Origin of the sequence: Dulcicalothrix desertica PCC 7102 (genome assembly GCF_003991905.1) — a bacterium.
Taxonomy (GTDB): domain Bacteria; phylum Cyanobacteriota; class Cyanobacteriia; order Cyanobacteriales; family Nostocaceae; genus Dulcicalothrix; species Dulcicalothrix desertica.
This window is the reverse complement of the sequence record NZ_RSCL01000002.1, coordinates 400,037-422,050: the sequence shown is the minus strand read 5'-3', so window position 1 is coordinate 422,050 and position 22,014 is coordinate 400,037. Positions and strand designations below refer to the sequence as shown.

The following is a 22,014-nucleotide window of genomic DNA, read 5'->3' as shown; positions in this document are numbered from 1 at the left end:
TACCCCCCAATTACAGCTATGTCTCTTTTTGTTGGTGTTGACCAAATCGATAAGGTCTTTGAATTAACCGGTGGTGGCAAGTACGTTGCACTTAAAGGTATCGACCTTCAAATTAGAAAAGGTGAGTTTGTATCTTTAATTGGTCACTCTGGTTGCGGTAAGTCAACTTTATTAAATATGATTGCTGGTTTGGATTTGCCAACCGAGGGTCTTGTAACTCTGGAAGGACAAAGAATTACTAAACCAGGCCCCGACCGGATGGTAGTTTTCCAAAACTATTCTTTATTACCTTGGCGCTCAGTACGCGAAAATATTGCCTTGGCTGTTGACTCAGTTATGCCGGGTGTGCCTGCTGGTGAGCGTCGAGCAATTGTTGAAAAACATATTGATATGGTGGGTTTGCGACCACACGCTGATAAATCCCCCACAATGCTTAGTGGTGGACAAAAGCAACGGGTTGCTATTGCTCGCGCACTCGCTATTAGACCCAAATTATTATTACTCGATGAACCTTTCGGCGCCTTGGATGCCTTGACACGGGGTAATTTACAAGAGCAGTTGATGCAGATATGTGAAGAGAATGAAGTAACTGCTGTAATGGTAACGCACGACGTTGACGAAGCAGTATTACTATCTGACCGTATTGTAATGCTTACCAACGGTCCCGAATCAAAAATTGGTGATATCCTCGAAGTCGATATTCCCCGTCCTCGCAAGCGTATGGATGTTGTTGAACACCCTAGCTACTACAGCTTGCGAAGTGAAATGATTTACTTCCTCAACCAACAAAAACGCATCAAGAAACTGCGCGCGCGTAAAACAGCAGCAATATCACGTCACGGTTTAGAAAAAGTTAACTTAGAAATAGGCTTTGTCCCTTTAACTGCCTGCGCTCCTCTTGCTATTGCAAAAGAAAAAGGCTTCTTCGCAAAACACGGTTTGGATGATGTTCAACTTGTACGTGAAACAAGCTGGCGCGGTATTGTCGATGGTATTGCTGCTGGGTACCTTGATGCTGCCCAAATGCCTTCTGGTTTACCAATGTGGATGACTTTAGGTGGACACCGCAACAAACCTATACCTGTAGTTACCGCTTTGACAATGACCCGTAATGGTAACGCCATTACTCTCAACAAGAACTTTTTGAAGCAAGGTGTTCAAGGGTTATCTGACTTTAAAGATTTTTTATTGCGAACTCGTAACAAACGTCATACAATGGGTGTAGTACATCCTGCTTCCATGCATAACTTGTTACTACGTTACTGGTTAGCAGCAGGTGGTATAGACCCCGACAAAGACGTACACATTCAAACAATTCCTCCTGCTCAAATGGTCGTCGATTTACAAAATGGTAGTATCGATGGTTACTGTGTAGGGGAACCTTGGAATATCCGTGCTGCTGAGGAAGGTGTTGGTTTTACTATCGCAACCGACCTCGAAGTGTGGTTAGGACATCCAGGAAAAGTTTTGGGTGTGCGTGAAGATTGGGCGGAAAGATATCCAAATACTCATATAGCTTTAACTAAAGCTTTGCTCGAAGCTTGCTATTACTGCTCGCTGCCTGAAAATAGCGAAGAAGTTCGTCATATATTGGCACGACCAGAATACGTCAGCACCGACATCGACTACATTCAACTCGGTGATTATGGCGATACGTGTGATTTAGAACATCAGGTAGAGTACGCTCACCACCAGTTCTACGCGGAGTCAGCAATTAACCGTCCAAGTCGAACCGAACAAATTTGGATTATGACACAACTCGCGCGCTGGGGTGACGTACCATTCCCACGCAACTGGGTAGAAGTTGTCGAACGGATATGTCGTGTTCGTGTATTTAGTACTGCCGCGCGTGAACTTGGTTTAGACATCAGCTACACTCGTCAACCTATCAAATTATTTGATGGCACACCATTTGACGCCGATAACCCTATCGACTACCTTAATAAGCTCAAAATAAAACAAGATTTCTCTATTGCTGAAGTCATTCTCGACTCACCCACACGTCAATTAGCAGCGTAAGAAGTAAAAAGTGCTGAGTGCGCTCGTGCTGAGTTAAAGATTAAGAGTTAAAACCAATAACTCATAACTTAACACTTCTTACTCTGTACTCTCACTCAGCACTCAGCACTCAGTACTTAACTTTCCCCCAATTATTAAAGTTATGCAAAACCGCACTTTTAAAGTTAACGATTCCGTCAGAGATAGGCTAGGGCAACCTCTTGTAAGCGGCGCCTCTGTTGCTAGTGGCAAAAAACCATATGTAGAAATTAAAGACGTTAGTAAAGTTTATCCAACCAAGAAAGGACCCTTTACAGTTCTTGATGGTGTAAATCTTAATGTATATGAAGGGGAATTTCTTTGTGTAATTGGTCACTCTGGTTGTGGTAAATCTACGTTGCTAAACATGGTGTCGGGTTTTAACCATCCCACAAGTGGTGAGGTATTACTCGAAGGTAAACCTATTACTAAACCAGGACCCGACCGAATGGTAGTGTTCCAAAACTATGCATTGTTACCTTGGAGAACAGCGTTTGAAAATATTTACTTAGCTGTTAATGCTGTTTATCCAGATAAACCCGAAGCTGAAAAAAGAGCTATCGTTCGCGATAACTTAGCAATGGTGGGACTTGCAGACGCAATGGAAAAGAAACCCATGCAAATGTCGGGTGGTATGCGTCAACGGGTTTCTATCGCACGTGCGCTTTCTATTCGTCCCAAAGTTTTAATTTTAGACGAACCTTTCGGCGCCTTGGATGCTATCACTAAGGAAGAATTGCAGGAAGAGTTGCTCAAAATTTGGAGTGACAACCGCGCAACTGTATTAATGATTACCCACGATATCGACGAAGCACTATTCCTCGCTGACAAGTTGGTGATGATGACCAACGGTCCACACGCGAAAATTGGCGAAGTTATGGAAATTCCTTTCGACCGTCCCAGAGACCGCGCACGCATTATGGACGACCCACGTTACTATAAACTGCGTAACTACGCTCTTGACTTCCTCTTCAACCGTTTCGCACATGATGATGTCGGTTAACTGATATCTTTCACCTCGATTAGAAACCGGGCTTCTTGAGAAAGATATTCCTAAAAACGTTAATCTTCCGTAGAGAAGCCCGGTTTCTTTGAGCTTGTTGACAATGCTGCAAGAACAGAATACAAATGAGGTAAACAAGGGTAAAATATAAAATTTCTCTCTTGTCTTCTACCAAAAGGAATATCATGCATCGCGATAGCCCAAGATAATTTAAATTTATCCTGCAAAGCATTTTTTAATAAAAACCAATGTATAGATTTAATACTATGCACTTGATTTAATAATTGTTTTATAATTATCATCTTTGCATTGACCACTGAGACAAGAAAAGCTGTAAGCTATACATATTGATTTGAGTTTGGTGTCCACTGATACTAGATTCAAATCTAAATGCGTTTGCATTTAATTCATTGAGCGGTTAAACTGGGTGAAATTTTGCTTAGTTTACTTGATGCTCGCTTAATACGTTACGTATTTAAGTACAAGGAGTAAATTATACCTCTTGTATAGCGTTGCTATATGCAAAAAAATACATCTTACCTTTCGGGATAATTTATGACCAATCTTCTTTAAATCAACGTTTTTAAAATTAGCTTATAAAAAGTCAGCTTTTAGTCATAAGCCCAATGCACTGGAAACTGCGTTCTTAAAAATAAGATAGAATTTTCTAATCTTATTTATTAAGATAATAAGTCAATTAGAAAACAAATGATGGTAAAATTAGCGTTCAAGCCATAATTCACTAATTACCACTAATAAACCCTTATTAACCTTATAGAGCTAATTAAGGTTCATACGTTATAGATTGTTTTTACTAAAGAATTGAGCTTCTTTAGTTAGAATAACACTTTTAAAATTGCGTGTGCATCACTTTTTCTTAGAGCTGCTATAGAGAATAAGGTAAAAAATTGCAACAAAAATAATAGTTGCCAAATACACAAGCACCAATCTTTCTCTATATGTGTATAAAAGATGGCTGTGTAATTAATTCTAGGACTTACGCTACATAAACCTGGTTTCTACGCAAAATGGTCGTTTTTATTATAAGTTTTCGGCTGCATAAACCAGGTTTCTAGGATTTTTGCGTAACTCATGTAATTTGTGTAACACAATTATCAAAGAGTTTTTATCTCACTGAGGAAAACACAAGTTAATAGCGAAATTAAGCTGTCAAATATTTAGCCCAGTATTCAGTTCTACCGATTTATCAGAAAGATGGGAATAACTAATCAAATCCATTTCAGAAACTTACGCGGTGACATCTTTGGTGGTGTTACAGCAGCAATTGTTTCTCTACCGCTTGCACTTGCCTTCGGTGTTGCAAGTGGCGCCGGTGCAGTCGCTGGTCTTTATGGTGCAGTTTGTGTTGGTTTCTTTGCTGCATTATTTGGCGGTACACCAACTTTAATTTCCGAACCGACTGGACCAATGACAGTAGTAATTACTACTATCATTGCTTCTTTAACCGCTGCTAACCCAGAAAACGGTTTAGCGATGGCTTTTACCGTCGTTATGTTGGCAGGGATATTTCAAATTCTGTTTGGTATTTTTAGATTGGGTAAATATATTACCTTAATGCCTTACAGTGTTATCTCTGGCTTCATGTCTGGTATCGGTGTAATTTTGATTATTCTTCAAATTGCTCCGTTTGTCGGACAACCTAACCCTAAAGGTGGTGTCTTGGGGATAGTGCAAAATCTACCGCAGTTGCTATCTAATATAAATCCTGCGGAAGCGACATTAGGAATTTTAACGCTGGCGATTATTTTCTTGATGCCAGCTAAAGTCAAGCGCATTGTACCACCTCAACTTGTCGCGTTAATTGTTGGTACCATAGTTTCATTAACAGTCTTCGGTAACGCTGATATCAAACGGATTGGTGAAATACCTGTTGGTTTGCCCACCATTCAAATGCCAACTTTCACACCCGGTCAAGTTACAGTCATGCTGGTTGACGGGGTGATGTTAGGTATTTTGGGATGTATTGATACATTATTAACAGCGGTAATTGCAGATAGCTTAACCCGTACCGAACATAAATCTGACAAAGAATTAATTGGTCAAGGTATTGGTAACTTAATTTCTGGTTTGTGTGGTGGTTTACCTGGTGCTGGCGCCACAATGGGTACCGTTGTAAACATTCAAACTGGCGCCAAGACAGCTGTATCAGGTTTGACTCGTGCATTAATCTTATTAGTCGTTGTTTTGGGAGCAGCTCGTTTAACTCAACCAATTCCAATGGCTGTATTAGCGGGTATTGCGTTAAAAGTTGGTATTGACATTCTTGACTGGAGTTTCTTGAAGCGCTCGCACAAAGTCTCTCTCAAAGGTTCAATCATCATGTATGGTGTATTGCTCCTGACAGTATTTGTAGACTTAATTGTGGCAGTTGGTATTGGGGTGTTTATTGCGAACATCTTGACAATTGAGCGTCTTTCCGAAATGCAAGGTGAAGAAGTCAAAACAATTACCGATGCAGATGATGCAATTGTTTTGAACGCAGAAGAGAAGCGCTTGTTCGATTTGGCAAATGGTCGCGTATTACTGTTCTACCTCAGCGGGCCGATGATTTTTGGGGTATCGAAAGCAATTGCGCGCGAACACTCTGCAATGGCAGACAGCGACGTTGTAATTATGGATTTAAGCGATGTCCCAATGTTGGGTGTGACTGCTTCGTTGGCACTTGAAAATGCAATTAAAGATGCGGTTGATAAAGGTCGTCAGGTATTTATTGTTGGCGCCGCTGGTAAAGTGAAAAAACGCTTAGAAAAGTTTGGAATTTTCCAAATTATTCCCCAACATAATTTATTTAGCGAACGCGCTGATGCTCTTAGACAAGCACTAGTAATTGTGAATCCAAGTTCCGCTAAGGTCTCTACTAGCAAAGAATATCCACAAGAAGGTTCATCCTACGATTACCCCATTCAACCTAAAAACGCTTAACTAGTACGGGCGGGTTAACAGATATCCTACAATTTAACTCGATACCTCACTAAACCCGCCCTCCACGATAACCCTAAATCCCAAAACCCAAAATCAAAAGATGATTTTAAATCCCAGTACCTGGCTATCTTCGTTTAGTTTCCCATCTCTACTACTGGGAACAGCCACTCCTTCTGAGTATAGTCCCATCGTCCTAACTGGTGTACTACTGAGCTTAATTGTAGTTTACATAGCTAGTAAACTCGGCGGAGAAATATCTAGAAAAATAAATTTACCGCCTGTTTTAGGTGAATTAGTTGCAGGTGTTATTGTCGGCGCCTCAGTTTTACATTTACTTGTATTTCCTGAAGGTGGTGCAGATGCAGGAGATTCGGTGCTTATGACTGTTTTACAGTTTATTGGGAACCTTACCCCCGATGCTGTAACCTCTATTTTTGAGGCGCAAAGCGAGGTTGTGTCAGTCTTAGCTGAAATCGGAGTAATTATCCTATTGTTTGAAATTGGCTTGGAGTCTGATTTAAAAGAATTAACCAAAGTCGGTTATCAGGCAACAATTGTAGCTTGTGTTGGGGTCGCTGTTCCTTTTGGTGCTGGAACCATAGGATTAATTTATCTTTTCAACTTCCCAGCTATTCCGGCAATTTTCGCGGGTGCAGCATTAACAGCAACCAGTATTGGCATTACCTCCAAAGTTCTTTCTGAAATTGGGCAACTCAAATCTCGCGAAGGTCAAATTATTGTTGGCGCCGCTGTTATCGATGATATTTTAGGCATTATTGTTCTAGCAGTTGTTGCCAGTCTTGCTAAAACAGGTGAGGTTGATATTGCCAACGTTATATATTTGATTGTCAGCGCAACTTCGTTTCTCATTGGCTCGATTCTACTTGGTAAATTCTTTAATAAATCATTTGTTGCAGCTGCTGATAGATTGCAAACGCGCGGAAATATTATTATCCCCGCTCTTGTATTTGCCTTCTTCATGGCATTTATTGGCAATGCGATTCATTTAGAAGCTATTTTAGGCGCCTTTGCAGCAGGTTTAGTGCTTGACGAAACCGACAAACGTAAAGAACTTGACGAACAAGTTAAACCAATAGCAGATATTTTAGTACCAATTTTCTTTATCACTGTTGGCGCCAAAGTTGACCTCAGTGTTCTCAATCCAAGCACCCCAGCAAATCGTGAAGGATTAATTATTGCAACGTTTTTGATTATAGTCGCGATAATTGGTAAAGTCGTCACTGGGTGGGCAGTTTTCGGTCAACCTGGAATCAACCGTGTAGCAATTGGTGTTGGCATGATTCCACGGGGTGAAGTTGGCTTAGTATTTGCAGGCATTGGTGCTGCTAGTGGAGTATTGGATAAACCTTTACAAGCAGCCATTATCGTAATGGTGATTTTAACAACCTTTATCGCTCCACCTTTGCTAAGGCTAGCATTTAAAGAATCATCTGACCCCCAGAAAGAATTAAATCAGCTTGATATAACCCGGTAACAATTTTTACTGTATGATATTTAGGTAGAGGCAAAAGTCTTAGTGTGACTTTTGTCTCTTTTGTTGTGCAGCTTTGCTCATTGGTCACAAATCTCCAGCTCTAGAAAGATGATATTTATGGTTAATGTTAGCAATACTGGTTTTTCGGGTAGTATGTAAAAGTCACATTTACAAGTAACTCCTGTATCTTTTTAGCCAAGCTAAATCTTCGCTTCTAGATACAAATAATATAGTACAAAGGAATTGTTTATGCAGTCACCCGATATGGAAAGCGAAACTAATCATAATTTTATCGATGCAGTCCAGCTAGGCTCGATTCATAATCATAGCAAACCTGGATTTAATAACCAAAATATCAATGAAGCCAATAGTTTAGACAAAGTTCGAGATATCTTATTTGGCAACCAAATGCGGGAAGTTGAAAAGAAGCTTGCCCGTTTGGAAGAACGTTTTTTAAAAGAGTGCGCTAGTTTACGCGAAGATTCTAGGAAGCGTTTGGATAGTATTGAAAATTATATCAAGCAAGAAGTAGAATCATTGTCGCAACGTATTGTTAACGAGCAAAGCACACGTGATGAAGGACTACGAGTACTGGTAGAGGATAACAAGAAGATTATTACAGCCTTAGAAAAAAAACTGACTCAACTCGACGACAATATTAATAATACTCAGCGTGACTTACGCGACCAGATACTCAACCAATCTAAAAATTTACAAAACGACATATTACAAAAATATGAAGAAATCTTAGCAGTTTTACAGCGTGAGTCGCAAGATTTACGGCAGGCAAAAACAGACCGTTCGACTTTAGCCAACTTATTAAGCGAAATGGCAATTCGATTGAATTCTCAGTAAGATTGAGCGGTAATATTAAAAATTACTGTCGAAGTAACCCATAATACTAGATTGGTGTGAGAAAATTCAGTTTCATCCTAACTTGCGAATGATTATCTTACACACTATGTATTCAAATAATTGGGGGAATTGAATTAATGAATGAGCATTCAACGAATGGTTCGAGTAAATTGCCGAATCAGCATGAAAATTATCAAAAAAGGGCTTCGGAGCTAGAGGAGCTAGAGGAGCTAGAGGAACTCCGCAGTTTACTGTTAGGAATTGAGACTTCTAAGCTTAATCATATATATGAACGTATAGACGAAATCGAAGTTAAAGCTGAAAATATTAGTCAAATTTTACCGCAGGCTATAATACTGCGAACAATGCAAGACAAGCAGCTAAGTGAAGCATTTGTTCCTACTATCGAGCAAGCGATTGAATCTTCTATAAGAAAAGACTTTAATATTCTTTCTAACACGATTTTCCCGATTATAGCACCTGCAACTCGTCGTGCGATTTCAAGCGCCCTTTCCGAGATGATTCAATCATTGAATCAAACCCTGGAACACAGTTTATCACCTCAAAGTTTTAAATGGCGCCTCGAAGCAAAGCAAACAGGTAAATCGTTTGCTGAAATCGTATTGCTGCGAACCTTAATTTATCGTGTCGAGCAGGTTTTTTTAATTCATAAAGAAACAGGATTATTATTACAGCATATTGTCGCACCCCAAGTAGCAATGCAAGACCCAGATTTGGTATCGGCAATGCTAACGGCAATTCAAGATTTTGTCAAAGACTCATTTCATGTTCAAAAAGATGAGATGCTGCAAACTTTACAGTTTGGAGAACTAACAATTTGGATTGAAGAGGGACCCTTCGCTGTATTAGCAGGTATTATACGAGGAAACGCACCTCAAGAATTAAGATTAAGTTTTAAAAATTCAGTCGAAAAAATCCATCTACGACTCGACCGTCAACTTAATTCCTTTACTGGGGAAACAGAACCATTTTCTGAAGCTGTTCCGTATCTAGAAGATTGTCTTGAAGCTCGTTACCAAATACCTGCTCAGAAAAATTATAGTTATGCATATGCTTTAGCTGGTTTAATAACTTTGGTTGTAGGTGCTTGGGGGTTTTTTACTATTCGTGACCAGTACAGATGGGATGCAGCCGTAGAAGATTTATCAGCGCAACCGGGAATTGCCATTACAAAAGCAGAACATCGTAACGGCAGCTATATTATTAATGGAATGCGTGACCCTTTAGCAGTTGACCCAAATAAAATTTTGCGAAAATATGATATTAACGGGAAATTGGTAAATAGTAAATGGATACCATTTGTGTCTTTGGAACCAGAATTTGTTGTTAAGCGCGCACAACAATTACTCAAACCTCCGAAAAGTGTATCATTAAGTTTTGACGACGGAACTTTAACAGCAACAGGTTCGGCACCAATAAAATGGATATCAGACACGCAGAGAACATGGCGTTTTATTCCAGGAGTAATTCAATACCAAGAAAATAATCTTGTTGATTCTAGCCTTGAAAAGCTTAACACTTATCGAAAACAACTAGAACAAAGAATATTGCTATTTAAAAACGGTTCAACAGATTTGCTTCCATCAGAGACAAGTGAGTTACCAAAAATAGCATCAGAAGTAAAGAGGCTATTAGAAATTGCAGATTCTTTTGGTAAAGATGTGAAAATTCAAATTATCGGACATACTAGTATAACTGGAGGTGAAGAACAAAATAAACAACTGAGTCAACAGCGCGCGTCGAAAGTACAAGATTTTTTAGTATCGCAAGGAATAAATAAAGCAAACCTAAAAATTATTGGTGTTGGTTCAACTCAATCGACAAATAAACAAGATATGACACGTGCGCGCAGAATTACCTTGAAAATATTCATAGAGAATTTGAAATAACAATTAACGGTAGGGAGAGGGTTTGTTACTTTTATATGCTTCAAAAAAAAGTTTGTATGGTCGGTTCGTTTGCAACAGGAAAGACGAGTTTAATCGCAAGATTTGTCCACAGCATTTTTTCTGAAAAATATCAAACTACCGTTGGCGTAAAGATTGATAAAAAAACAGTTAATTATAATGATAAAGAGTTAAATTTAATTTTATGGGATTTATATGGTGAAGATGAATTTCAAAAAGTACGTATGTCCTATTTACGTGGTTCATCAGCTTACTTGTTAGTAGTTGATGGCACTCGACGTAGTACCTTAGAAAAAGCCTTTAATCTACAAGTCAAAGTCGAAGAAACCATCGGAAAAGTTCCATTTATATTAGTTATGAATAAATCTGATTTAAGCGATGAATGGGAAATTGATATAGATGAAATAAATGACTTGACGCAAAGAGGATGGAATATAGTAAAAACCAGCGCAAAAACTGGTCGAGGAGTAGAAGAAGTTTTTCAAACTATCACTAAGAAAATGCTGGAGGGATAAATGTTAGAACTTCCTACTCCCGTAATAGCTTACTTGATTGCTCTTTTACTCGAAAATCGTTCACTTGCTTACCTACTAGTTCAAAAAGATGGTGCATTGTCAGCGTGGGGAGGTAAATTAGCAGCTTACGGAGTCGGTAATTTACAAAAAGGACGCAATATTGGACAGCAAATTTTTTTCTTAGAAGGTCTTTTACCGTTGGATGATGTGAGCTTATTTCTCCCTCGTTTAAAAACTGAAGAAGGTATTTGTGCTGATGTTCATATATTTCCTAGCGAAGAAGGTGACTGGGTATTACTTTTAGATGCAACAGTCGATGAAATGCAACTATCGCTGATTCAGCAACACGCGAATGAATTATCACTATCGCAAGAAAAAATCAGTCGAGTTCTCAATCAATAATTTATAAAAACACCATGTTATCACCATGAGTAACTCTCTTACCGCAGATTTGTTTGCTGTGTTAGACATTTTGGTTTTAGAGCGGATAGAACCCGGTTCATTTAGAATAATAGGAACCGTTCCCAATTGGATAAGCTTATTTTGCCGTAGTCATCTTGAATCGGGAATGGTATTATTAATACCAGAACAAGAATTTCCATTTTTAGAAAACTTTTTAATTGATGCCGAAGAATTTTGGCGTGAAGGAAATGCTACCAAGCTTGATTCGGGTGCATGGGCAGAATACGACAGAAGAGGTAGAGAACAATATTTTGAAGCTTCAGCAATTTGTGTTGGAGATAAAAAAGTTTTGTTGGTAGAATTACAAGATGGAGATTATCAAGAAAAACTGTTAATCATCCAAAAAGCGCGCGAAAATCAATTGACTTATGAACAATTAGTCAAAGAAAATCAAAAAAAAGAAATTTTAATTCATTGTATTATTCATGATATTGCTGGGCAATTAAGCGGTATCAATTGTTGTTTAGCTCTGTTAGAATTTGAAAATTTAACAACTAAAGGAAAAGAACGTTTAGAAATAGGTCGTAGACAATCAGTTAAGCAAGAAATGTTAATTAGAGAGGTTTTAGATGCATTTTCCGCTGATGTACAATCGCTTGAGTCTTTTAATGTCGATATCGAAAACGCCCCTAATATTTTGAGTGTTGCTCAAGAAGTTATACAATTTTTAACTCCTACTTATGCTTTAAACAGAATTAGGCTACTGTTAAACATTCAGGGAGGCGCCGATGTTAATATGACAGTTGATTGGAGAGTGGTGGGTGATAAATCACGTTTAGAAAGGGTAATATCAAATTTAGCAGAAAATGCATTCCGCCATAGCCCAAGAGAATCAACGGTAGTAATTAACTTAAGGCAAGATGGTGATTTTATTTTTGCCGCTGTAGATGATGAGGGAAGTGGTGTACGTCCGAATGCAGTAGCAAACTTATTTCAAAAATTCTCTCAAGGAAGTAAACCAGGAAGAATAGGGTTAGGACTTTACTTTTGTAGAATTACCATTGAACGCTGGGGTGGTGAGATAGCTTACTCTCCACGTCCTGAAGGTGGTTCGCGGTTTTGGTTTCGTCTACCTAAACCAAGACGCTGAGTTATTTAGAAACCAGGTTTCTACGCAAAATTGTTATTGTTATTACAATATCTCAGCAAGAAACCTGGTTTCTCGTATATTATGTCAAGTCTCATTGAACTATACGCAAAGTTACTCGGTTTAGCACTTATCGGTTTTATCCTAGGACGGACGCTTCCTGCAACGGTTCCTGTGCGTTTGGGTAAACTACTGTTTTGGGTAGGAGTACCCACAAGCATTATAGCTTTTTTGCGAAAAACCGATTTATCAGGACAAATCTGGATTGCACCTGCAATTGCATTTACCGCAATTTTTTTCGGCGCCTTACTTTGTTGGTTAGCTATACGTATCAAAAAGTCTTCACTACAAAAGCCAACTCAAGGAAGTTTGCTATTAGCTTCAATGGTTGGTAATACTGGATACCTAGGCTACCCGGTTATATTATCGCTAGTTGGTACACAATACTTTGCCTGGGCACTTTTTTATGATTTGCTTGGTACTACTATAGGCGCCTATGGTTTAGGTGTAGCATTAGCAGCACAATATGGGGGAAATGTAAACAACTACTGGAATGTCATAAAAGCAATTATTATCAACCCTGCTTTGTGGAGTTTTGCAGCAGGTTTGCTTATACGCCAAATTACATTACCAACACTAGTAGTATCATGCTTAGATGTTATAGCGTGGAGTTCGATAGCCGCTTCTTTGATACTAATAGGGATGCGACTAAGCAAACTCACCTCCTGGGGTAGCTTGAAATTGGCAAGTATCAGCCTGACAATAAAAATGATTATAGTTCCCCTGATATTGGGTATAAGCTTGTCTAGTTTTGGATTAACAGGAAAAACAGCTCAAGTCTTAGTATTACAAATGGCAATGCCTCCAGCCTTTGCGACTTTAGTACTCGCCGAAACTTTTAATTTAGATAGAGAGCTTGCAGTGACTACCTTAGCGGTTGGCTCCATGATATTACTGATAACCCTACCTTTATGGTTGTGGTTTTTTCGATAGCGAAAGTGATAATTAGCTGCTATGATTGTTAACTTGTGACAGTGTTAGAGCGTGCAGTCCTTAACCGCAAAGCTATAGGCGCCATCACAACAATTGACCTTGTAGTAATTTTATGTTTGTAGGAACATCGAAATGGAAGATTCGCGTTATGAAATTGGCGGCTGTACCGTGAACGAAGTCAAAGTTGACGGTCTTGATACCAACTTCACCAACGAGTTAGGTAATAGTAGTACACTCTCAACTGCCGAAACAATAAGCAGTTTAGAATCTCAAGCAGCACTCGCCGATTTTAGCAATTTTACTCCGCAAGACCCAGAAGTGCCCGTTGGAGTACACTGCATTTTAGAACTATATGGCTGCCCACCAAACTTACTCAACGATATTGAGTTCATCAGAAATACTTTAGAGGAAGCAGCTACAACTGCACGCTCAACCTTACTCGATAAAATAGCACACCAGTTCCATCCTCAAGGAGTAACTGCGCTAGCACTATTAGCCGAGTCTCATATTTCGATTCATACTTGGCCCGAGAATGGATATTTGGCGGCAGATGTATTTACATGTGGTGAACATGCAAAACCAGTAGAAGCTTGCGAGTATATTGCACAAGCATTTAAATCTGGTAAGCACATATTAATGAAACTTCCACGCGGAAGATTTTCACCAACTGTTCAACCACATATCGAAGTCGTCTAGCACTTCCTCGTACAACTGAATAAATGGCATTGCTGAATAGACGCATGAATTAAAATGTAGAGACGCGATTAATCGCGTCTCTACAAATATCAACGTCAAAAAAATATATCTCAGCCATCTTCACCACAAAAAGTTGTAATCTCTTACTTGCAATAAAGAAAAACAGCATATGTCAATAAAATTATAAATATATTAAGGTATAAAATTGATTCTTTATATTGTGGAATGGGCATCCTTGCCCGTTTCAAACATCAGGGCAGGCAAGGATGCCCACACCCCACAAGAAAATATTGAAAGCTCATACCCGCCTAGGACTAAAAGTCCCTAGCCTAATAGCAAAAGTTCATTAAAATGAACTGAGCAAACAGTAATATTAAGAACATGCTTGTTTAAAATTAAGAATTAATACGTAGAGGTGCATTCCGGTCAGCCTCTGACTGGCGCCGCAACGCTCCATTAAAATATGAAAAAGCGCACATTTTTTGAAACCCTTACTATATATAGGTTTTCGTAATGTGCAAGTTAGGAGCTACCACAAAATAATATTCGTTAACTAGCTGCTTGGCTATAAGATTGTTTAGAGCAAATGTGGAATAAGCAAATAGAAACTGACTCGGCGCCAACTGATGGAAGTTCTTGGATAGATAATGCTAATACGACAAAACTGGTACGAGGTGGTTCATGGTATGAACTGCCGCGAAACTGTAGGTCTGCATCTCGTTACGGAGAATTTCCTGGAAACTACACAAACGATGGCATCGGTTTCCGAGTCGTATGTGATGCAGTGAGAACAAAATAAATTATGTTGTTAAAAATACTTTGTAAGACGAAACAGGTTATTGCAATCTACTTACTCAAACATTTTAGCAATCGTTGTCATTGGTAAAAATAGTCTGTAAGGATAATCGGGAAAACGAATAAAATCAAAATGCTCGTAAAAAGAACGAGCTTTATCGTCCTTAGCGCTTACTACAACAGCCATTGTAGCTATTTCGTTTTTTAGACAACGGCTGAGTGCATCCATTAACAGCACTTCACCCAAACCCTTTTTACGAAAGTTTTGATCAACAGCTAAACGACCAAGAAGCGTTGCAGGAACATCTGGATATTTCGGCAGCTTTTTCACAATTTCAGTAGGTAATTCGTCAATATCAATACTAGTAGCACATAAAGTATAATAACCAGCAACAGTACCAGAATTTTTTTCAATTAAAACAAAAGGTGCAGCTACTCGTTTACGAGCATCTTGCCCAGCTTGTTGTTTAAAATAACGGTCTAAAGGTTCGACACCGCAACAAAAAGATATTCGGTCATGCTGCTTACCAAAGGCTTCTATAAAATAATCAAAGCTATCAGCGCTCATCTATACTCCAACGCGCGAACCCATTTTTTGTTTATATGATTGAGCGGCAGCTCGTAATCTCGCGCTAGGAGCAGGCGGATTGAGGAGCGCTTCTACAAAAACTTCTTGGTCGCGTCGGCTCAAAATCATGATTTCGTGTTCTTGAATAGCTTGTTTTGCAGCGGTTTGAAGGCTGCTAATTACAAAATCTGTTAGCGTTAGCCCTAATATATCTGCCGCACGCTGAAACAATTCTTTTTGCTCTTTGCTAAGACGAGCCTCCAAGCGTTCAGTTTTTGAACGCTCTGGTTTTTCATTAAAGCCTTTGACAACAGTCATGTGTAGCCTCTAAACATATAGGTTAATTTAATTATAATTCGATTTGTCCGGTTTTTTGCCGTACTATAAAAATAAAAAATATGTATTAAATTCTCTATTTCTCTTTGCTGTAATGTAAAACGAATCAACTATCCGTTACATCCGTTGCATCCGTTGCCAGTAATAATTGTTGCTGGTGACTTGCGGAAAATCATAGTATCTTCCGAAACACCTATAGTAGTTAGTGATTCTATATCTAATAGATAACTGTCCAAATAAATATAATTCTTGGGAAATGGGGAACTACTCTATGGAGCTGGATAAGCTGAGAGATTATAAAGATAAAGGCGAATTTTTACTCAAACAACTAGAGTTAGTACCCCCAAAGCTGCATATGCAAGGGGACTGGGTTCCTGGTAGTTTGGATGGGTGTATTGCGAAACTTCGTAAAGCTGCCCAGAAAACCGTTGACCTTGCTACATCACCTGTCAAAATTGGTGTCATGGGGGAATTTAGTAGTGGTAAAACTTTATTATTAGGTTGTTTGATTGGATACGCAGATTCTTTACCAGTCAGTGAAAACCCAACTACAGGTAACGTTACTGCTATTCATTTAATTCCCCAAGCAGGTTTTAAGACTACACAAGTTGATGACTATACAGTAAGTTATCTTACTGATGATGAGGTTAACGAGTGCCTGCAATTTATGTTGGCAGAAGCGGATAGACGTGCTAAAGCAGTAGGACTTACAAAGGCGCCACAAGCTTCGCTAAATTCAGATAATATTATACAGTGGTGCGAGGAGTCATGGAATAGCAGCAAAAATTTAGAGTTGCGTTATTTGCTGCGGGAGTTGGTAATATTTATTCGCGCTCATATTGCTTATGGTAAGGCAATGTGTGGTCGTAGCTATTTAATAGGCGCCGATACTGCTCGTGAAGGGTTAAAGTTACCTGAAATGCCAATGGCAATCCAAAATTTCAGTTTTCAGGAATTACCAAAAGCTCCCATCTCTTTACCTAATGCACCTCAGACGCTTCCTGCACGTTTGATGCAAAACACTTTCCCTCTAATTAAGCGAGTAGATATTCAAGTCAAAATTTCCAAAGATATCTGGGATATTTCCACAGACCAAGGTCTCAGCCAATTTATTTTACTTGATTTTCCTGGTTTAGGCACCGCTAATTCAGGGGTGCGCGATAGATATTTGTCTTTAAAGGAATTAAAAGATGTACAGACAGTTTTATTGCTGCTAAATGGTAAATCTACTGGAAGCGACCGTGCAAACGAAATCTTTACGATGATGCAGCAAGAGCGTCCAGGACAAGACCTCAAGGATTTAATATTAGTTGGGATAGGCAGATTTAATCAATTACCTTTAGAAAGTGAAGGAGGGGAAAGAGAACTTGATAAACTTGTTGATAATTCAGAATCCATATTAGAAACAGATGTTCTAGAAAAATTAAACGTTCTTAGAACAACCATTGACCAAGCATCAGCATTTACAACTCAAAAAGAGCGAATTATATTTTTAGACCAATTAATGGGTATAGCAGACCTAGCGAAGCGTTCGAGTAACGTAACGGTTGCTTCTCCAGATTTTTTGGCTAATTTAGATTATCCGGGATTTTTAGATTTATCCAAACGGATGCGTGATAAATGGGGAAAATTGAGCCAAAATTTACAAACTTCTGACCCACGCAGCACTCTTGGTAAACAGCTTGGTTATTTTGCTAGTGATGGTGGTATTGGTAGATTGCGGGAATTAATTCAAACTCACGCTTCTACTCACGGTCAAAGACAACTATACGAAGATACTACTAGAGCTTACGAAGCTTTGTGCAAACAACAGCAGGAACTCAAAGCTGAATTAGCGAAAATTGAAGAACAAGGGATACCGATAAAAGAAAGTCAAGCTTTAAATGATTTGCGTTCAACAATTCAAACCCTAGATAAAATCTATAGAAACTTCCAAAGAAATTTAGGCAAAGAACCACTTAAAAATCGTGCGGGTATATCTGTTGCAGAAGCAGTCAAAGAAGAGTTAATTTTTAAGGTTATTAATTGGAACGAATGGACTTTGCTGTTTAATAAAGCTAATAACGGCATTATTACAGTTACAGAATCTAAAGGTGTAGCAGGTAAGTTATTTGACCGGGGAAATAAAGCTACCAGTTCTATCCCCAATAAAAGTGAGGAATTTTATCCTATATTTGAAAAAACAATCCAGGAATTAGAAAGCTTTGCAGGAGAGCGCATTCGTCAGGCTGTTGTAGACTTGTTAAATCAATTATCTTATGAAGTAGCTCCACAACGCTCTGAACTTCAAGGAATTTTAAGTCTGGAACAAAAAGACGAATTAGAGCAAGATATCGAAGCAAAGTTTGGCGCCGAAGCAGCAGAATTATTTTATCGACTAACTATTGGATGCGACCCTAAGTTATGGCTGGAAGCGATTATTTCAGATATTGATAGCGTAGACCAACGTCTTGTGCCTAAAACTATATTCCCCCTCGCAAGTCCAGACGATAAACATAGTACTGGTACAATTTTTTACTGGTCACTCAAACCAAACCAAATTAAAAGCACCCCTGCTAACCAGCAAATGCTTGTACTACGATTGCGAGATGAAATTACAGCAGGCGCCAGTTTACACCTTGTTCAATATGTTAGCGAAGTTAATCAGCGAGTAAATAAAGAGTTAGCTGGTATTTTGGGCGAAATTATCCCAACTTTGCAAAATATTTCAAAAAAAGAAGCATTGCTGAGGTATTTAGCAGATAAGGAGTCTCCACAGGAAGCTGCTATTCCTAACTGGTTAAAAATTCTTTCGGAAATTGCTATTCCTAACTCCTGTACAGACGCGATTAATCGCGTCTCTACTCCTAACTTTTCATAAAAGGATAATTAAAATGCCTATTGAGATAGTACTTTCACCTCGGTTTCAACTGCATACCAGTGACAACGATAATTTGAACTTAGTTCTTCCTACAATTCAGCTTAATCCAGTTGATAATATACCTCACCTTAGCCGTATTAATTGTACTGTTACAGGAACACCTCAAGAATTAGCGTCACAAATTCAAGGCGCCTATAAAGAATTTATTACTGAGACACCAACTAAACTTTCAGCATTAGGGCAATTAAAACAAAACCCTTGTATACTCGATAAACCTTTAACACAACCAGCTAGTTGTACTTTACAGGTAGTTGTTGAATATTTTGATTCCGATGCAGGGGAAAATCCCTTAAAATCTGCACGTAAATATGTAGAAGCTTATTGTTATTTATGGTTTACTTTAGAACAGCAACCTACTCCTGTAACTACTATGTCTGACCGAGATAATGGTAATGACCAAAGATTTCCTGGATGGTTAGCTATTGATTTTGGTACTTCTAATTCTACCGTAACACTCTTTGACCCGCGCGAAGTGCCTATTTCAGATATTTTACCTCAAGAACAAGAAGTTCGGTTACGTAAACGTTTGTCAGAATGGCTTAGTTCAGAAGCTACTGTTGCTTTGCCAGATGTAAATGTTCTGGAATGGCAAAAATTTATTACTGAAATTAGTAAAAATTTAGAAGTGGAGCCAAGTCAATTAAGTTCTGTAATTAGCAGTAGTAAAAGCGAGCGATTTTTAGAAGCTATTAAGCAAATTGAACTTTGTTTGGGTATTAGCGAAAAGTTTCGCCGTGCTGTGAGTAAAAAACTTTATGAAATTTACCATGAAGTTTTCCGCGTACCCACTTTAGAGTCACAAAATCTTATCCCGGTTATTCTCGACTTTGATAGACGTGCAACAGAAATTTCTAGCGAATTAGAAATTGTTGGTTTGTCTCCTGCAAAAGTAATTATGGGAGAGGAGGCAAAACAAAATAGAAACAAAGCTATTGCCCAAGGAACAGCTAGCTCTGGAGCAGAAATTATTAGCAGGTTTCATCACTCACCCAAACGCTACTTTGGGCAAGAGCGTAATTTTAAGGTAATTTTAAATGGAACAGAGCAAACTATAACTGCCCAGCAAATGATGCAAGTCGCTTGGGCACATTTGAAAGAGTTGACGGAAAAAGACCGTAACCGAGGAAGACGTAAGTTCTCTGATGGCGAATTTCGCACCGCAGTTGTTACTTATCCTACCGTGGCGCCACCCATTGTCCGCAAAGAAGTTAAAGAACTGGTGCAACAATTAGGTATTGACGATGTGCAAATTGCTTACGATGAAGCTGTTTCTGTAGCAATATTCTTTTTGTGGCGAGAATTTGGTGGTAACTTATCTATTGGTATTGAGTCATTTAAAACTCGCTGTCGTTATAACGGTAATAAATGGTCGCAAAACGTCCTAATTTTAGATATTGGTGGTGGTACAACAGACCTAGCGTTGATTGAACTCACTTTAGAAGATAAAACCCCAGCATCTGATCACAAAGAAGAACGAGGACTGGGAGGACGTTACTATAAACTTACCCCGAAACTTTTAGGGTCTTCTGGTCATTTACAATTAGGTGGTGAGTACATTACGCTGCGAGTGTTCCGACTCCTTAAGGTTGCACTTGCTGACCGTTTGTTAACGGAATTAGTAACAGGTAATTTAGTAAGTGAACAGTTAGAAGATGTACTAAATACGTTAGATGAACGCTTTTTAGAACAAGGTCAATTTAAAAGTGGCTCTTTGTTAAAATGTTTAGACAAAGAAAACCCTGAAAGCAGTCCTGCGTATAAAGATGCTCTTGATACCGCAGAGAAAATTATACCCACTAATTGGTTACAATCTCCCCAACGCTTGCAAAGTTTTTATCTACTTTGGGAGCAGGCAGAAAGAGCGAAACTCAAATTAGGACAAAAGCCATTAACAGACACTTCTATTTTGACCTTTACTTTAGATGAACCGCAAATTTCCTCACTACTAGCTGTAAGTGGCATTAAATTACAAGTTCAAAATCCTAGTAACTTATACGTTACCTTGGATGGCGCCCAATTTGAACGAGCCGCAATTGTAGCTGTTAAAGAAGCTATTGGTATCGCTAAAGGATTAATCGAAAGTCGATTGGGAACACAAAATAATACCCTAACAGGAAAAGTTGACTGGCTAATTTTGTCTGGCAAAACTTGTAACCTTAACATCGTCCACCGAGAAATCTACCAAGAATTTAGTAAGTCCGATTACTTTGTCTGGAATCCAGAAAGGATTACCTTTGATTTAGAATTTACCAAGCTTGCTACTTCTGCTGGAGCTTGTTACGCAGAAAAGCTACAAAGACTCAGATTTAACCCAGAAGAGTCTAGAGAAATACTGAGTAAAGGTGGCTACCAGGTAGAAATTGACGTTAAGAACTTATTTTACTATTTGCCCTGTAACTTCAAACGCTTAAATCAAACCGAACAAAGTCTACCCATATTTACTGCTGGACAAGAATTATATCAACTTTCTGCAACAGATACAGTCGCCAAAGTTCGCACTGAGTGGCAAGGTATACAATTAAGTAATATTATTCACCGACAAGATTTTGAAAACGGTGAGTTTCGACTTTGGGGAAGCTACGATGGTAACAAGCTGCGGCAAAAACTAGAGATAAGCGAACACGAGTTTCTCGAACAAATTAAAGTCCAGTTTGAAATAGACCAGAATCTTCAGCTTAACCTTTTATTAGTTCGCGGCAAAGCACAACGCTTAATTCCATCTCACATAGAAAGCATTGATGTTGGTGCAGCTATTCATGCATCGGGTATACGAGAAACCCCAACGTTATTTACTGATGGTAAACTAAAATGGACTATTGCTGTCGGGCGCCCAGACCAAGAATTAAATAATGGCGATATTGCAGTTAATGTACTAGAGTCAGCAAGCGTAGACTTAGCAAATGGTTATTACTTAGTATTTCAAGCGACTACTCAAAATAGCAAAGCTCTAGAATTATTTCGTTACGAAACAGGTAACGTACCCCAACAAGGAACTGGTTTAATTAGTGACCCCTTACCCTCTTTTCCACGAAGTGAAAAACACAGCTTTTATATTTATCACGAAGATAGCGAAACTGGCGCCAAAAAATGGATTAGAGTTGGCGAATTAAAAAAACCGCAAGTCACAACAGACTATCCTTGTCAATATCGCGTCACCCTTGATGAAAAAGGTATTTTACGAATCCACACAGGAGAAGTTCCTTATTGGAAATCTAATAGTGAAGAATGTCTCAAGCAAGAAGGATGCGTTTTTCAGGCGCCATTAGAATTACAAAAAAACGAAGTCGATAAAGAACGTGACCCATTTTGCGGATTACATTAAAATTACCACGTCCGTCACAGTAGAGACGTGTAATCCGCAGGGATTAATCACGTCTCTAC

At 38.8% G+C, this 22,014-nt stretch carries 17 protein-coding genes; 14 read left to right on the top strand and 3 right to left on the bottom strand.

All coding sequences use genetic code 11. The features are described from left to right. Positions 1 to 18 precede the first annotated feature (18 nt). Both DSM106972_RS06035 and DSM106972_RS06030 read left to right on the top strand, forming a co-directional pair. Positions 19 to 2,019 (top strand): ABC transporter ATP-binding/substrate-binding protein, encoded by a 2,001-nt coding sequence (locus tag DSM106972_RS06035; protein WP_127079755.1) that lies wholly within the window; start codon positions 19 to 21, stop codon positions 2,017 to 2,019. Positions 2,020 to 2,161: 142 nt separating this feature from the next. Further along, positions 2,162 to 3,040 carry a nitrate ABC transporter ATP-binding protein gene (locus DSM106972_RS06030; RefSeq protein WP_127079753.1) on the top strand — a complete coding sequence of 293 codons (879 nt, stop codon included), beginning with the start codon at positions 2,162 to 2,164 and terminating at the stop codon, positions 3,038 to 3,040. A gap of 59 nt (positions 3,041 to 3,099) precedes the next feature. Here the strand turns inward: DSM106972_RS06030 and DSM106972_RS53145 are convergent, their stop codons facing one another. Then, positions 3,100 to 3,342, bottom strand: coding sequence for a hypothetical protein (locus tag DSM106972_RS53145; RefSeq protein ID WP_127079751.1), 243 nt, complete (start codon positions 3,340 to 3,342; stop codon positions 3,100 to 3,102). Positions 3,343 to 4,255: 913 nt separating this feature from the next. Between DSM106972_RS53145 and bicA the strand changes: the two genes are divergently transcribed. The 10 genes from bicA (at position 4,256) to DSM106972_RS05975 (ending at position 14,813) form a co-directional block, all read left to right on the top strand. Then, positions 4,256 to 5,983, top strand: coding sequence for a bicarbonate transporter BicA (bicA, locus tag DSM106972_RS06020; protein ID WP_127079749.1), 1,728 nt, complete (start codon positions 4,256 to 4,258; stop codon positions 5,981 to 5,983). A gap of 100 nt (positions 5,984 to 6,083) precedes the next feature. Beyond that, positions 6,084 to 7,478 carry a cation:proton antiporter gene (locus DSM106972_RS06015; protein ID WP_127079746.1) on the top strand — a complete coding sequence of 465 codons (1,395 nt, stop codon included), beginning with the start codon at positions 6,084 to 6,086 and terminating at the stop codon, positions 7,476 to 7,478. Between the two features lie 249 nt (positions 7,479 to 7,727). Beyond that, positions 7,728 to 8,333 (top strand): hypothetical protein, encoded by a 606-nt coding sequence (locus DSM106972_RS06010; RefSeq protein WP_127079744.1) that lies wholly within the window; start codon positions 7,728 to 7,730, stop codon positions 8,331 to 8,333. 137 nt (positions 8,334 to 8,470) lie between these two features. Beyond that, the gene (locus DSM106972_RS06005) at positions 8,471 to 10,243 is read left to right on the top strand and encodes an OmpA family protein (RefSeq protein ID WP_127079742.1); all 1,773 of its coding nucleotides are present in this window, start codon (positions 8,471 to 8,473) and stop codon (positions 10,241 to 10,243) included. 35 nt (positions 10,244 to 10,278) lie between these two features. Continuing rightward, positions 10,279 to 10,776, top strand: coding sequence for a Rab family GTPase (locus DSM106972_RS06000; RefSeq protein ID WP_127079740.1), 498 nt, complete (start codon positions 10,279 to 10,281; stop codon positions 10,774 to 10,776). Beyond that, positions 10,777 to 11,178 (top strand): hypothetical protein, encoded by a 402-nt coding sequence (locus DSM106972_RS05995; RefSeq protein WP_127079738.1) that lies wholly within the window; start codon positions 10,777 to 10,779, stop codon positions 11,176 to 11,178. 25 nt (positions 11,179 to 11,203) lie between these two features. After that, entirely contained in the window at positions 11,204 to 12,328 is a 1,125-nt protein-coding gene (locus DSM106972_RS05990; RefSeq protein ID WP_127079736.1) for a sensor histidine kinase, read from the top strand. Between the two features lie 81 nt (positions 12,329 to 12,409). Further along, positions 12,410 to 13,318 carry an AEC family transporter gene (locus DSM106972_RS05985; RefSeq protein WP_127079734.1) on the top strand — a complete coding sequence of 303 codons (909 nt, stop codon included), beginning with the start codon at positions 12,410 to 12,412 and terminating at the stop codon, positions 13,316 to 13,318. A 318-nt stretch (positions 13,319 to 13,636) separates the two neighbouring features. Beyond that, a complete protein-coding gene (gene speD / locus DSM106972_RS05980; RefSeq protein WP_411675278.1) occupies positions 13,637 to 14,014 on the top strand; it encodes an adenosylmethionine decarboxylase in 378 nt (125 codons plus the stop codon). Between the two features lie 586 nt (positions 14,015 to 14,600). Beyond that, the gene (locus DSM106972_RS05975) at positions 14,601 to 14,813 is read left to right on the top strand and encodes an SUMF1/EgtB/PvdO family nonheme iron enzyme (RefSeq protein ID WP_127079732.1); all 213 of its coding nucleotides are present in this window, start codon (positions 14,601 to 14,603) and stop codon (positions 14,811 to 14,813) included. A gap of 51 nt (positions 14,814 to 14,864) precedes the next feature. Here DSM106972_RS05975 and DSM106972_RS05970 read toward each other — a convergent pair whose 3' ends face one another. Together DSM106972_RS05970 and DSM106972_RS05965 are read right to left on the bottom strand one after the other, a co-directional pair. Then, entirely contained in the window at positions 14,865 to 15,377 is a 513-nt protein-coding gene (locus DSM106972_RS05970) for a GNAT family N-acetyltransferase (RefSeq protein WP_127079730.1), read from the bottom strand. Beyond that, positions 15,378 to 15,695 carry a type II toxin-antitoxin system TacA family antitoxin gene (locus tag DSM106972_RS05965; RefSeq protein ID WP_127079728.1) on the bottom strand — a complete coding sequence of 106 codons (318 nt, stop codon included), beginning with the start codon at positions 15,693 to 15,695 and terminating at the stop codon, positions 15,378 to 15,380. A gap of 289 nt (positions 15,696 to 15,984) precedes the next feature. Between DSM106972_RS05965 and DSM106972_RS05960 the strand changes: the two genes are divergently transcribed. Next, on the top strand, positions 15,985 to 18,573 hold the full coding sequence (locus DSM106972_RS05960) for a GTPase family protein (RefSeq protein ID WP_127079726.1): 2,589 nt from the start codon (positions 15,985 to 15,987) through the stop codon (positions 18,571 to 18,573). A 13-nt stretch (positions 18,574 to 18,586) separates the two neighbouring features. Continuing rightward, complete coding sequence (locus tag DSM106972_RS05955) at positions 18,587 to 21,955, top strand: acetate and sugar kinases/Hsc70/actin family protein (RefSeq protein WP_127079724.1); 3,369 nt, start codon at positions 18,587 to 18,589, stop codon at positions 21,953 to 21,955. Positions 21,956 to 22,014 lie beyond the last annotated feature (59 nt).